Below are 14,197 nucleotides of genomic sequence, written 5' to 3'. Positions count from 1 at the left end.
CTAAATTAAACCCGAAACCCCACCCATGGTGGGGTTTTGTTTTAGGCAAATAAACGCTGATATTCTATCTGGATACAAGCATCCATAATCACGTTTAAACCCGCCTCGATCGCTTTTTTTTCGGCAACTGGGTGATAAATTCTCAATTGTGTCCAAAGGGTAGCAGCCCGAATAGCAATAGCTGACTCGACAATTTCGGGTAGATAATCAGGATGACGAAAAACGTTAACAATATCCACAGGTTCGGGGATAGCCTCTAGAGAAGGATAGCAGCTTTGACCGTCAATTTGCTTGACCATAGGATTGACAGGATAGACTCGATAACCCACCGCTTGCAGGAATTTGGCCACCTGATAGCTGGCGCGGCTCGATTTCTCGGAATGCCCGACCACTGCGATAATTTTACTATTGCTGAAGATGGTTTTGAGCGCACCATCGTCTCCTTTAATATTCGGCATTGTCCCACCTATCTTAGAACAGAGTTTCGTTTCCCATAAAGATGAAGTGTAACCTAATTTGGCATCGACTTTTGACGGCAGCTTTAGCCACTCTGAAGAACTGGCAGCAATGTTTAACTTTTCTACAGGAAAAACAGTTATTAAAAATCCCAGTCAATCCCTCGGTATCTGTAGGAAAATTTACCCGATGGTCGCCCCTAAATCCTGTGACTTTAGTTAGCGCAAAACCTGATGAATTATCTTAGTATTATCATTCCGACTCTTAATGAGGAGTTAAGAATTGCCGCAACGTTAAAACAGATAGGTGCGGGGGTAGAAATTATTGTTGTCGATGGGGGAAGTACCGATAAAACTAGAGAAATAGCCGAACAATTGGGAGCGAAAGTAATTATTTCACCCAGAAAAGGTCGTGCATTTCAGATGAATTTAGGAGCCAAAATAGCCAAAGGAGATATTTTGTTATTTCTGCACGGAGATACTTTACTTCCCCAGGAATTTCAAGAACAAATTATCGATACTTTATCCCAATCTGGGATAGTAGCGGGGGCCTTTGAATTAAAAATTGATGGAGAGGAAAAATCCCTGCGTTTAGTGGAAAAATTAGTTAATTGGCGTTCTCGCTGGCTTTCTCTTCCCTACGGAGATCAAGGAATATTTTTAAAAGCCTCAATATTGGCAGATTTGGGCGGTTTTCCTGAGTTGCCAATTATGGAAGATTTTGAATTAATACAAAGATTGAAAAAAAGGGGTAAAATAGCCATAGTTTCTGCCGCGGTGATTACCTCGGCAAGACGTTGGCAAACATTAGGAGTTGGCAAAACTACCTTAGTTAATCAATTAGTTATTATTGGTTATTATCTAAAAATTCCGCCGCATTTGTTGAAAAGTTTTTATCGTTTATGGTAATAAATGCTTGCTGAAAAAGTATTTGAGGTCATTGTGTAATGTAGGGGCGCAACGCTTGCGCCCATAATGTGACATTGTGAACATTTTTCAGCCAATATCCAAGAGAGGCAAAGACAATTATACAATCGAAGAAACCCTACCAAAGAAGAGGTTTTCATGGCGCAAACATTAACAAAAATAATTAAAAATGCGGGGGGAGTAAGCATTACTTATTGGTAGCAGGCAGTAGCAGTCTTTTGAAAAATACAATTATATAATCGAGGAAACCATACCAAAGAAGAGGTTTTCATGGCGCAAACATTAACAAAAATAATTAAAAATGCGGGGGGGTAAGCATTGCTTATTGGTAGCGGGGGCAACTCTAGCCATCCTAACCCCTTTGCAAGCCGCCCAAGCTGTAATTATCGATTTTCAAAGCTTAGAACAAAATAACTCAGTCGCTAATAATGTCGGTTTTACCTATACCGAAGACGGTTTTACCCTAGGTAACCTGTCTACTCCTTTTCCCTTTGCATTTTTTGGCACTCAGGAATTTCGTTACCCTGGTTCTACCGCCTTATTCAATGATACGAGTGATGGAATCACCAGATTAAACCAAAATGGCGGAGGCTTATTTGACTTAAATTCTATTCAACTAACTAGCCTCCTTGGTAATAATAGTGTGACTGTCAATTTTACAGGAACAAAGGCAGATTCTAGCATCGTTACCCAATCTTTTACTACCGATGCAATTCTTAGTACCCTAGAAACTTTTACCTTTAATTCTAGCTTCACTAATTTAGTATCTGTTCAATGGATTCAGGCATCTCCGTTTCATCAGTTTGATAACATCAATGTCACTCCCAGTGCTACACCGGTTCCCGAACCTTCGGCAATTTTAGGATTATTGGGTTTAGGACTTTTGGGCATCGGTTCTCAATTCAAACAAAAACGATAAATTGACAAGTGTGGGGATGGGAAAAATCCCATCCCAACTTGAGGAAAAACGCGCTCTAGAAACCTTCCAAATTTAACTCTTAATTTGAGTAAACAAATTTTTTTAAATTCCCCGGCAATTACTCAAAAAATTTGACATCTTATAGCGGACAGGTAAAAATAAAAACTTTTCTTTGCCAAGGCACCGATCGATAGGATAATTGATCATCGGAACATCTGCTCTGAGAATATGTCTCTCGATCGCCGTCAATTTCTTTATCTTTTAGGTGCTACCCTTGGCACAGCCACTCTTGCTGGTTTTAACCCTGCCGCTTTTATCGAAAAAATTAGATTTATTCAGCCAACTCTATATAGGGTTTTCATCCCTTGTAACCCCATCCATGGCATAACACAAACCGAAGAACCAGGCTATCTTAGGTTTGGTGGGTAAAATGTATTCTAAGATACAGTCCTGCTGGCGAGGGAGTGGAAGGAACCACTCCAGACACAGAGGACACAAAGATTGATCGCTTCTATAGTAAGTTAAACTGATCACACAAAGAACTGATAGGCTTTTAGTGGCTTGAGAACAAGCTTTATCAATCTATTCATATAATTGACAATTATCAAAAGCGCACACTGCCGGAAAGCCATTTATTTTTTACCGAAAAATTGGGTTTAAAGCCTCGCCCTTTGAGGGCGACTTTATAGGATGTATGCTATTAAGAATAGGGGGCCGGGTAAGCAACCGCTTAAAAAACCCAGTCATCAACCGATGAACGCACCTTGAAAACTAGAGTTATGGGGTTCTCTAGGGGAATGCTCCTATAGGTAAAAATTCTCAGCACCAAGTACCAGAGAAACCAAGTATTTTAGAGGTTTGGAACTGTATCGTAGGGGACTCCGAAAACAGGCTTCTGTAAGGTTGCGAAAGTCTGAGGAGAGAACCACCTCTGGGTGGGATTTCGCCAGGAATCTAATTCAAGTGGACTCGTTGAGCCATAAATTCACAGCAGTGATGCGAGAAGAATCCACGTCCGTAAACGGACGTGGGGTATGTCAAAATAGAAGATTCCCTAGATTATTTTTGCGGGAGGCAATCGGTGATTCTCAATTTTTCCTTAAGGATTGTAGCGGCCAAAGGCAGACTATTCTGTAAGTTTTCACTCTACAAAACCTATCGGGTGGTCAGTACCGCCCCCGTCGATGTCCTCTGGCAAAAATTAATCAATGTGGCCGATGTCTCTTGGCATCCTTTGATCGCCAAGGCTGATGTTCCCTTGGGTTTAATCGCTAAACCGGGGTTAATCTATCAAGCTGTCACCCGTCTGACTCCCATTCCTGTCCGGGTTTTCGTGGAAAATGTTCGCCCCGGTGAACTCCTCAGCCTAAGAGTTCTCGCTATCCCCGGCATGGAACAGAAAATGACCTACCAAGTGGAATCAACCCTCTGTGGTAGTTATATTTCCTATTCTGTCACTCTGCGGGGTTGGCTGTCCCCCTTTATCTGGTGGTTAAGTCGTCCCTATCTAGCCAAAGTCGCCGCCCAACTAGCCCACGCCGCCGAAGAATTAACGGCCTAAAAAAAATTCTCCCCAATTGTGCTAATAAATAATCTGCCAAGGGTCAAGATCTAAGTCACAATGGTATATGGATAGACTTAAACAAAATTTTAGTCAGCTACATTGGTACATATAGTCTACTGATATCATCCCGACGAGTTGAGCGCAACAACCTCAATCCGCCGGGATGAACTATCTCTAGAGACTTTACTGATGAAGTAAGCTCTACAGGAGGGAATTATGGGGGAATTAAACACAGCCGAACTTCTAGTTAAATGTCTAGAGAATGAAGGGGTCGAGTATATTTTTGGGCTACCCGGGGAAGAAAACCTCGATGTTTTGGAAGCCCTGAAAAACTCCTCGATCAAATTTATCACCACCCGTCACGAACAGGGCGCGGCTTTTATGGCCGATGTCTATGGACGCTTGACGGGAAAAGCGGGGGTTTGTCTCTCCACTTTAGGACCGGGGGCGACTAACCTGATGACAGGGGTAGCCGATGCTAACCTCGATGGGGCGCCCTTAGTGGCCATCACTGGCCAGGTGGGAACCGATCGGATGCACATTGAATCCCATCAATACCTGGATCTGGTGGCCATGTTCGCCCCGGTGACGAAATGGAATAAACAAATCGTGCGGCCGGGTATCACCCCAGAAGTGGTACGGAGAGCCTTTAAAACCGCACAAAGTGAGAAACCGGGGGCAGTTCATATTGATCTTCCCGAAAATATCGCCGCTATGGCTGCCGATGGACATCCCTTGCCCCTCGATAGTCAGGAAAAAGTTTACGCTTCCTACCGGACTTTGAACATGGCGGCGGCGGTGATTTCTAAAGCGAAAAATCCCTTGATTTTGGCGGGAAATGGGGCAATTCGCGCTAATGCTAGTGAGGCTTTAACGGAATTCGCCACGGCCTTGAATATCCCTGTGGCTAACACTTTTATGGGTAAGGGGGTGATTCCCTATACCCATCCTCTGGCTCTTTGGGCGGTAGGATTACAGCAACGGGATTTGATTAGTTGTGCCTTCGAGCGCAGTGATTTAATTATCGCTGTTGGTTACGATTTAATCGAGTATTCCCCGAAAAAATGGAATCCAGACGGGAAATTACCGATTATTCACATCGGCATGACTCCGGCGGAAATTGACAGCAGTTATGCCCCGGTGGTGGAAGTGGTGGGTGATATCACCGATTCTCTCATCGATATCCTCAAACGGGCCGATCGCCAGAATAAACCAACTCCTGTCACCGCGGGATTAAAGACGGAAATTCGGGCCGATTACGAAACTTATGCCAATGATACGGGTTTTCCGATCAAGCCACAAAAATTGATCTACGATCTGCGTCAGGTGATGGGACCGGAAGATATCGCTATTTGTGACGTGGGCGCTCATAAAATGTGGATGGCGCGCCAGTATCACTCCGATTGTCCCAATACTTGCATTATTTCTAACGGTTTCGCCGCTATGGGTATTGCTATCCCTGGTGCGATCGCCGCTAAGTTAGTTTATCCCGATAAGCGCATTGTGGCGGTGACGGGAGACGGCGGTTTTATGATGAATTGTCAGGAATTGGAGACAGCTTTGCGGGTGGGAACTCCCTTCGTCACTCTCATCTTTAATGATGGCGGTTACGGTTTAATCGAATGGAAGCAGTTAAACTATTTTGGGACCTCTTCTTTTATTAAGTTTGGTAATCCCGATTTTGTTAAATTTGCCGAAAGTATGGGATTAAAAGGCTATCGGGTGGAATCTGCTCAGGATTTGATCCCAATACTAGAGGATGCTTTCCGGCAAGAGGTGCCCACGGTGATCGATGTTCCCGTCGATTACGGTGAAAATCTGCGTCTTTCCCAAAAATCGGGCGATCTAAGCTGTCAGATTTGGGAATAGAAGTTGATAACGGCAAGCAACCCCCTCGGTAGCTTGCCGTTATCTTCTCGAAAAAAATCCCCTAACTAGGGCTGGCTGAATAAATGTGAAATGTAGGCAGGGTAAGGGTTTTGTGGCTTTTCTTGCTCCCACAGGTGCAAGATTTTGAGAGAATCGTGCTTCAAAACCTGGCGTCTTCATCGGCCCGCGTCCTGTAGGGGCGAAGCATTCGGATAGAAAATCTCCGGTTTCACCGATAGGTTATTGCCCGAATGCTTCGCCCCTACTTTTTCAGCAGACCCTAACTAAATCTCAGTTAGGGGGAAGTAATTGGTTTGGCTTTGGTAACGTTAGAAAACCCAATCTAGAACAACCATTCTAGAACCGCCTCGTCTTTAGTGTTGGTATTGCGAGAGGGGGTTTCCCGGGTAAATTTCATGTGGATAGAACGATTTTGTTCACCATCGGCGGCCACGGCCATAATCGGATAATCGATTAAACCGTCTTGGAAGGACATCTGATAGCGGAAAGTGCCATCGGAATTGAGTTTAATCGGACGACCACCGATAGTTACGGTGGCATCGGGTTCGGTGGCACCATAGACGATTAATTCGGCATCGGCAACTAACCAGAATTTGCGCGGACGTTGTAGGGTTTCCGAAGCACCCATACCGATACCAGAAGCAGTCATGCCGATACCGGAAGCGGTTAGTCCCGATACCGTGGGAACTGCCCACATACCAACCCCGGAGGGGAATACATAAGAACTGATCACTTCCGACATCGGTACGGAACCGGCGACGTGCTGCATGGAACCAAACAAGGAACCAGCCACCCGTAGGGCCTCCATATCGCCGACACTCTCGAAAATTTGGTCGTATATAGGGCTTCCCGTGGTTCCGGCGCTGCTGCCGTAGCGTTTGCTGGGGGGAACGAGTTCGTAAACAGTTTTACCCACCAGTTCTTCTTCCCAGTTAACGGTGACAAAAACATCTTCAATCCAGTCGGAAGGATAGACGGGAGGAATCCGCACTAAAGGAGAACGGGCCAAAACTAACCAACGACCATCAGCACAACGATAACCGATATCGATAACATAATCTCGATCGCTGACCGGAATCGGTAAATACCATTCCCGGGCCAATTCATCACAGAGATATTCTTGGACGCTATGCGCGCCTTGGCTATTGAGATCGATATCGGTGACATCATAAAGACGCAGGGCTAACTGTTGTCCCCCTTGACGACGTAGATCTTCTTTTGATTCGTTGGGGATATCCCAGTAAGCATAGGCCCACTGAGGATCGCGAGGTAGGAGGGTGATGCGATTTTCACCGTAGCCACCGGGCAGATCTCCTAAACCATCATCCACTGAACCTAGGATGTCTTCGATCGGGTTAGCTTGACCTAATTCAAATTTTGCTGCTTCCACTGGTTTTTCCTCTTTAATAATAGATTTAAAATTGCCGCTTACTCCCATAGCTTGGGTAATTGCCTCAATTAATTGCGTTTTCCGCATCCGACTGTAACGAGAGATGCTGTATTGACTGGCAACTCGTCGCAGTTGCCGCAAGGTCATCTCATCTAAGGGTGGGTATTCTGGGACCATGAGTTGACACTCTCCGATTAGTTACGACGGCAAATGTTTTTGAGCATTTGCAAAAGCAGTTATCTGGGTAATCCTTCTAACTACTCATCGATTGCTGTGTGAACGAGAGATCCACTCGATGGGGATCAAGGGAATCGCTTGTTATAAATACCTATTAAACAGTAAGATTCCGATTTTGACCAAGTACCTTGTCATGATTTCTTGACAAAACCGCCAAACCCTTGATCCCAAAGAGATTGTTATATCAGGAAGTTTTGATATTCTGTGCTGCCTTGAAACTGTAGGCGATATTTTAGTACAAATGCGCTACACTGATTACTGATTACTGATTACTGATCACTGATTTGTACTCCGATCCCGATCGCCTGTAATCTGATATTGAGACTTTTAGTTAAGGAGACTGAACCGCTTGGCTACCCGTGTGATTATTGTTCGTCATGGACAAAGCAGTTATAACGCAGAGCAGAAAATACAAGGTCGCAGTGATGGCTCGGTTTTGACGGAAAAAGGTCATCTGGACGCGGAAAAAGTAGGAAATGCCCTCAGTCAAATCGATATCGCCGCTTTTTACTGTAGTCCTCTCCAAAGAGCCAAATCTACTGCTGAGGTGATTCAGTCTCGTTTAAATAATTCTCCCGTCATTCAACCCACTTCCCAGTTACTAGAAATCGATCTGCCTATCTGGGAAAATATGGTCAAAGAGGAGGTAAAAGCTCAATACCCCCAAGAATATCGGGATTGGCAGCAAAAACCTCACGAATTTAAGATGATACTGCCCGATGGTCAAGAACATTATCCCGTTCTCTCTCTCTATCAACAAGCCCAAGATTTTTGGCGAGAAATTATTCCCCAACACGAGGGCAAAACTATCCTCATTGTTGCCCATAACGGCATTAATCGCTGTTTAATTCTCAGTGCCATTGGTATTCCGGTTTCCTTATACCATTCCCTACAACAATCTAACTGTTGCGTTAATGTTCTCAATTTTACGCGTAATTTTGGTGATCCTGTCCAGGTGGAATCCCTCAATCAAACGGCACACCTAGGGATAGCTTTACCCCCACCACGTCCTCCTTTCCAAGGTTCGAGGCTGCTGCTGGTGCGTCACGGAGAAACCCAATGGAATCGGGATAAACGTTTTCAAGGTGTGCGCGATATTCCTCTCAATGATAATGGCAAAGCTCAAGCTGAGAAAGCCGCCGAATTTCTGCGAGAAACGGCGATCAATCACGCTGTCACCAGTCCTTTGTCCCGTCCCAAGGAAACTGCCCAAATTATCCTGCAATATCACCCCAATGTCACCTTAGATACCCAAGGGGATCTGACAGAAATCTGTCACGGACTTTGGGAAGGTAAATTAGAGGAGGAAATTGAAGCGAGTTTCCCCGGGATGTTAGAAGACTGGAAAAATGCCCCAGAAACCGTGCAAATGCCGGAAGGGGAGAATTTACAGGAAGTTTGGGATCGAGCGATCGCTTGTTGGCAGCAAATCGTTAAAACCTATAGTAATAGCGATCGACCTCAGACAATTATGGTAGTAGCTCACGATGCCATTAATAAGGTGATTCTTTGTTATTTATTGGGTTTAAAACCCGCCAATTTCTGGAATATTAAACAGGGAAATGGCGCGGTTAGTGTTATCGATTATGCCAAAGGAGTTGACTCTCAACCGGTCCTGCAAGCAATTAATATTACCTCTCATCTAGGATCAGGAATACTCGATCGCACGGCAGCTGGCGCTTTATAACAGTGATCAGGAGTCAGGAGTCAGGAGACAGGAGACAGGAGATAGAAGACAGGTTTTAGGCGTTGGGGATTGGGGTTTTGGGGTTTTAGTTCAATTTCCCCACTTCCCACTTCCCCACTTCCTGCTAACTAGAAGCTAATAATTCAAGCTCTTGCATAATTAATTTTTGAGGGTTTAAAAACGGCAAAAATAAGGATTAAATGGCATAAAATCTGTAAATATACTATTTAATTGATTATTATCCATTCTTAATTCTCCTGACTACTGACTACTGACTCCTAACCCTAACAACAATTTTTGATTTTTACAAGAGGTCTATTGATTTTCAATCTGTCTAACTACCGTTAGTGCCGAATAGCTGACTCCGGCAGTGCCTTCTCCCGGATGGGTGGAATCTCCCACTAACCAAAGATGGGGGATCGGAGTGCGCGTCGCTACGCCAAAAGGGCCAAAAGTGGACAGTCTTTGACCAATACCGCCGACAATGCCCTGATTTCGCCCCGTAAACCGTTCAAAAGTGCGAGGTGTAGCTGATTCGATGTGAACGATGTGATCAGGACTAAGATGGAAATAATTACCGAGACGCTCGATCGCCTCTTGGGTGTATGCTGCTTTTAATTGCTGATAATTATCTTCTCCTTTTCGCCACCAAAGACTGGTATCGGTGAAGGAAGAAGCAATAATCGTCGCTTTTCCCACTGGAGCGCGACCATCCCCTTCTTTACTCACGGAAACAAACAAAGAGTTATTTTCGCCGATTATGCCATCGTCATCGTAGAGGAATTGCAAATGGGGAGGACAATCGGGGGGAATAGCAGCGCGATCGACTCCTAAGTAAACCACAAAAGCACCGGATGCGGGGGGAAGTTTTTCGATTCTCCGGTGATAAAGACTGGGAATGGCTTCGCGATCGATTAATTGTGGTAAATTTTGGATCGGGATATTAGCCACAATCTCATCGGCCATTTCTGGATATATTTGACCATTTTTTTGATTTCTGACGATAATTCCCGTGGCTTTTCCCTTTTCTGTCAGTATTTTTTCCACTGTGTGGCGCATTTGCAATTTACCGCCGTATTTTTCCAAAGCTGTTACTAGGCGATCGCTTAATACTTGCATACTACCCTGAAGGTGGGATAAACCTTGGGGAGACTGAGAAACTGCTAAAGCGGTGGCGGCATAAAGTAAAGCGGTTTCATCGGCAGTAACTTGGGAATAAAGCTTTAACTGGAGATCCAGAAAGGTTTTTAGGCGTTTATCCCTCTCTAAGCCGTATAATCGCAGAGCATCGCCCACAGTCATCAAAGTAAAGGGGAAGGTAATGGCAGTATCTAAACGCAAAGCGGCGATTAATTGCCCTAAATCCCACCAGTTGCGCGGGGGTAAAACTGGATCGCGACTTTGAAAACGCCAACTTGCTTGAAAGAGCTTTTGTAATAATTGCCAAAAAGGTTCGCTGCCCGGAAATTGTTTTTGTCTTTCCTCTTGCCACTTTTGCCGATCGCGCCAGACGTTAATCGCAGTGGTTTCCCCCGGCAGAAAAACGGCACAAGCGGGATCGCAGGGGACAGAATCGGGTAAATCTATCCCTAATTCGGCAAAAATGCGCTGATGAATGCCCCCTACTTCTAATCCTGCCACTTGAGTTGCCCCCACATCAAAAGTAAAACCCCGACGGGAAAAAGTCGAGGCACAACCTCCGGGGACAAGCGCCTGATCATATACTGTGACTTGATAACCTCGACGCGCCAATAATGCCGCCGCCGTTAGTCCGCCAATCCCTGCACCAATAACGGTAATTCGCGTCATTTTCTTAATAATTATTTATATTTATTTTTATCCTAACACTGCTGTCTTTTCACTGATTACTGATTACTGTTCACTGAAAAGCTCCCCACTTCCCCACACCCCACTTCCCCGCACCCCAACCAATCTGCCCGGGACTCTTAACCGGTAAATTGGAGGCTTAACAGTTTACTTGCGCCCCTAGGGTATCTAAAGCTAAAATTTTCACCTCAGAGTTAATCCCCACTTGCTGCCAAGCATTTTTCATCTCTGTTGCTGTTTTTTGGGCATTGTCGGGGTTAGTTAAAGCTAATAGGCTCGGACCTGCGCCACTAATTACCATCCCGTAAGCACCCGCGTTAATGGCGGCTTTTTTCACCTTTTCGTAACCCGGGATCAAAGATTGGCGATAGGGTTGATGCAGTTTATCCTCTAGGGCAATTCTCAGCCAATCGCCGTTACCCGTCTCCAATCCCCGCAATAATAAACCCAAGCGGGAAATATTGAAAATTGCCTCCTGACGGCTAATTTTTTCGGGTAAAACCGCCCGAGCTTTTTCCGTAGCCAGTTCAAAATCGGGAATCGCTAGGACGGGAATGAGATTTTTTTGCCAAAATACTTGACAAATAGCCCAATTTGTGCTATATCCTGCCGATAGCTGACAGTTACCCCGCAAAGCTGGCACCACATTATCCGGATGGCCCTCCAAGGCGATCGCTAATGCTTCGATTTCCCCCATAGATAAAGGATTTCCCGCGCATTGATTAGCAGCCACTAACCCACCGATAATAGCAGTGGCAGAACTACCTAAACCTCTAGCCAGAGGAACCCCTAAACCGATCTCGATGGCGATAGGGGGCGGATTCTGTCCTATTTTTTGATAAACTTGCAAAAAAGAAGTGTAGATTAAATTATCAGCACCTTGGCTAACTTTAGCTGATTCAGTTCCCTTGACAATAATGCTGACAGGGTTAGCTGTCGTTGCTGGCAGCAGGGTAAAAGTAAACTGATTATATAGGGTTAAGGCCGCTCCGAGACAATCGAAGCCGGGCCCAATATTAGCAGTGGTAGCGGGAACTGTTACCGTAAAAGTTGACATGGTTAAGCTTTTGCCTGAAGATAGCGGCGATTTACCTCCTCCCAGTTAACCACATTCCACCACTGTTTTAAATACTCAGCCCGTTGATTACGATATTTTAAGTAATAGGCGTGTTCCCAGACATCATTGCCCATAATTGGCTGTAATCCCATCATTAGGGGGCTATCTTGGTTAGCAGTGCTGGTAATTTCCAGTTGTCCTGACTTATTTAAAACCAACCATGTCCAACCACTACCAAAAAGTTTAGTACCAGCTTGGTTGAAAGCGTTTTTAAATTCCTCGAAACTGCCAAATTTAGCGATTATTGCCGCCCCTATTTCTCCTGTTGCTTCGCCACCGCCATCGGGGGACATAATCTGCCAAAACATCGTATGATTAAGATCGCCGCCGCCATTATTGCGGATAGTGGTGCGAATATCGGCGGGCAAAGAGTCAAGATTTTTAATTAATTCTACTACTGTTTTTTTCTGCAATTCTGGATATTTTGCCACTGCCAGGTTGAGATTATTAACGTAGGCAACATGGTGTTTATCGTGATGAAATTGCATCGTTTCCTTATCAATATAAGGTTCTAGGGCATCATAGCTATAGGGTAGGGGAATAAGACTATAGGGACCGGTAGCGGCAAAAGCGGCAGGGTTAAAACCGGCAAGAGTGGCTGTGCCAAGGGTAGCACCTAAAAGATCAATAAATTGACGGCGATTGAGAGACATAAGTAATAAAACAAAATTAACTTCTTGGTTAGGATAGGCACTCATGGAAGAGGGAAAGGCAAGAGGTAGTTAGATATTAGCTACATATTCTCAGAGCAGATGTTCCGATGATCAATTATCCTATCGATCGGTACTTCGGGAGACAAAAGTGGTTCTTCGGGACTTGTTATGCAAATATTTAACTAAAAATCAAATTCGCTGAAAGTGACTAGAACTAAAAGTAGCTGAAATCCATACAGGGAAAGACTTAAGGCACAAACAGGTTAATACCAAAAGATAGACAATAGAGTTAAGATTTGATATAATAGCCAAAAACCAGAGTATTTTACTTATGATACTTGACAAATTTTTGAACCTAAAAGGAACCTGTATTCAAGGCTATCTACACCTAGAAAATATCGGTATAGTTTGCCGAATCGAATCGAAAAATAAAAAAGTAACCTGTCCTCATTGTGGCTTAGAGAGCGATAAACTACACCAAAATCATCGACATCTAGTCAAAGATTTACCAATCTCAGGTCAATCAGTATACCTACAAGTTAATCGTCGTTAATTTAAGTGCGATAATTGTCAGAAACCCTTTAGTGAGGAGTTAGATTTTGTTGCCAGTAAACGAACCTATACGAAAAGACTAGCCAAGAATATACTCGAACAATTAAAAGAAGGAGATATTTTAAATGTTAGCCGAAGAAATGACGTAACGGAAGAAGAGATTCAAAGAATGCTAGAGGACATGACCGAAAAAATTACATATCAAGACCTATCGAAATTAAAAAGTGGATTTAGGAACTCAGGATACCTTAAGAGAACATTGACGAGAACCTGTGTTGGTGGATGTTATCAATGCCTTCTAGAGATTGGCGAATTCTCCTTCAAGACATTTTAGAATCTATCACTGAAATTGAACAACGGACAAAGGGAATGACGTTTGAGGAATTTGCTAAAAATCGAACAACTGTCAAAGCGGTTCTCTAGGATTTTATCATTATTGGAGAAGCAACTAGCTGACAGGGGGACAAGCCAGCTGAAAAGCTTATGTAGCATGGAATACAGACACAGACTCCCAAAAAAGATAAGTCATATTTACCATATATGACCTAAATAACGAAAATGATAAGTGAACTATACCAGAAAGTGTTAGAAAATGAACTGGGGCGAGCCAGATATCTACTGTTGTTAATGGTAGTTGGAACCTTGCAAATATTGAAGCAAGCAAAGTTAGAGATATTAGCTGAAGCCTTACCAATACCAATCCTGTTTGAGAGTCGGAGAAAAAAACTAAAAAGATTTTTAAAGCTGGAAATTCTGAATATTGAAAAAATCTGGTTTCTCTGCTTAAAAGAGATGTTAAAACAGCAGGAGAGATTCACAATAAAAGGATTAGTATATATTGCCATAGACCGAACGAGTTGGGGAGCAATTAATATCTTGATGGTGAGTCTAATTTATGACAAGAGAGCCATCCCAATCTATTGGGAGATATTGGATAAAAAAGGAAGTAGTAATCTCGAAGAACAGCAGCGAGTATTGG

Annotated in this window: 13 protein-coding genes and 2 pseudogenes; 10 read left to right on the top strand and 5 right to left on the bottom strand. The window is 43.9% G+C overall.

The features are described from left to right. Nucleotides 1-41: 41 nt before the first annotated feature. Complete coding sequence (locus H6G48_RS23265) at nt 42-458, bottom strand: CoA-binding protein (RefSeq protein ID WP_125731644.1); 417 nt, start codon at nt 456-458, stop codon at nt 42-44. A 41-nt stretch (nt 459-499) separates the two neighbouring features. Here H6G48_RS23265 and H6G48_RS23260 point away from each other — a divergent pair, with 41 nt between their 5' ends. The 6 genes from H6G48_RS23260 (at nt 500) to H6G48_RS23235 (ending at nt 5,734) form a co-directional block, all read left to right on the top strand. Next, complete coding sequence (locus H6G48_RS23260; RefSeq protein ID WP_190723468.1) at nt 500-703, top strand: hypothetical protein; 204 nt, start codon at nt 500-502, stop codon at nt 701-703. Then, on the top strand, nt 690-1,364 hold the full coding sequence (locus H6G48_RS23255; RefSeq protein ID WP_190723466.1) for a TIGR04283 family arsenosugar biosynthesis glycosyltransferase: 675 nt from the start codon (nt 690-692) through the stop codon (nt 1,362-1,364). Before H6G48_RS23260 ends, H6G48_RS23255 begins: the two co-directional genes overlap by 14 nt. 319 nt (nt 1,365-1,683) lie before the next feature. Beyond that, nucleotides 1,684-2,301 carry a PEP-CTERM sorting domain-containing protein gene (locus H6G48_RS23250; protein ID WP_190723464.1) on the top strand — a complete coding sequence of 206 codons (618 nt, stop codon included), beginning with the start codon at nt 1,684-1,686 and terminating at the stop codon, nt 2,299-2,301. Nucleotides 2,302-2,529: 228 nt separating this feature from the next. Next, nucleotides 2,530-2,730 (top strand): twin-arginine translocation signal domain-containing protein, encoded by a 201-nt coding sequence (locus H6G48_RS23245; RefSeq protein ID WP_190723462.1) that lies wholly within the window; start codon nt 2,530-2,532, stop codon nt 2,728-2,730. 652 nt (nt 2,731-3,382) lie between these two features. Then, on the top strand, nt 3,383-3,862 hold the full coding sequence (locus tag H6G48_RS23240) for a hypothetical protein (RefSeq protein WP_061431412.1): 480 nt from the start codon (nt 3,383-3,385) through the stop codon (nt 3,860-3,862). A gap of 219 nt (nt 3,863-4,081) precedes the next feature. Continuing rightward, nucleotides 4,082-5,734: an acetolactate synthase large subunit gene (locus H6G48_RS23235; RefSeq protein WP_190723460.1), complete on the top strand. Its 1,653-nt coding sequence runs from the start codon at nt 4,082-4,084 to the stop codon at nt 5,732-5,734. Between the two features lie 343 nt (nt 5,735-6,077). On the opposite strand, the gene H6G48_RS23230 is transcribed toward H6G48_RS23235, so the two are convergent. Further along, on the bottom strand, nt 6,078-7,322 hold the full coding sequence (locus H6G48_RS23230; protein ID WP_190723457.1) for a DUF4912 domain-containing protein: 1,245 nt from the start codon (nt 7,320-7,322) through the stop codon (nt 6,078-6,080). A 409-nt stretch (nt 7,323-7,731) separates the two neighbouring features. On the opposite strand from H6G48_RS23230, the gene H6G48_RS23225 reads away from it, so the two are divergent. Beyond that, on the top strand, nt 7,732-9,069 hold the full coding sequence (locus tag H6G48_RS23225) for a histidine phosphatase family protein (protein ID WP_190723455.1): 1,338 nt from the start codon (nt 7,732-7,734) through the stop codon (nt 9,067-9,069). 315 nt (nt 9,070-9,384) lie between these two features. Here the strand turns inward: H6G48_RS23225 and crtD are convergent, their stop codons facing one another. From crtD to H6G48_RS23210, 3 genes are all read right to left on the bottom strand, one after another. Next, nucleotides 9,385-10,878, bottom strand: a complete 1,494-nt coding sequence (gene crtD, locus H6G48_RS23220) for a C-3',4' desaturase CrtD (RefSeq protein WP_190723453.1) — start codon at nt 10,876-10,878, stop codon at nt 9,385-9,387. Between the two features lie 157 nt (nt 10,879-11,035). Next, nucleotides 11,036-11,953 (bottom strand): homoserine kinase, encoded by a 918-nt coding sequence (gene thrB, locus H6G48_RS23215; protein ID WP_190723451.1) that lies wholly within the window; start codon nt 11,951-11,953, stop codon nt 11,036-11,038. A gap of 2 nt (nt 11,954-11,955) precedes the next feature. Further along, nucleotides 11,956-12,666, bottom strand: coding sequence for a superoxide dismutase (locus H6G48_RS23210; protein WP_190723535.1), 711 nt, complete (start codon nt 12,664-12,666; stop codon nt 11,956-11,958). 331 nt (nt 12,667-12,997) lie between these two features. Between H6G48_RS23210 and H6G48_RS23205 the strand changes: the two are divergent. The 3 genes and pseudogenes from H6G48_RS23205 to H6G48_RS23200 all read left to right on the top strand — a co-directional run. Continuing rightward, nucleotides 12,998-13,441 (top strand): annotated as a pseudogene (locus tag H6G48_RS23205) (transposase family protein); the annotation flags it as partial. 68 nt (nt 13,442-13,509) lie between these two features. Next, on the top strand, nt 13,510-13,641 hold the full coding sequence (locus H6G48_RS26990) for a HepT-like ribonuclease domain-containing protein (protein ID WP_277925700.1): 132 nt from the start codon (nt 13,510-13,512) through the stop codon (nt 13,639-13,641). A 135-nt stretch (nt 13,642-13,776) separates the two neighbouring features. Beyond that, nucleotides 13,777-14,197: pseudogene (locus tag H6G48_RS23200) on the top strand (IS4 family transposase); the annotation flags it as partial.

Origin of the sequence: Microcystis flos-aquae FACHB-1344 (assembly GCF_014698375.1) — a bacterium.
GTDB lineage: Bacteria > Cyanobacteriota > Cyanobacteriia > Cyanobacteriales > Microcystaceae > Microcystis > Microcystis aeruginosa.
This window is presented reverse-complemented; position numbering and strand designations above follow the sequence as displayed.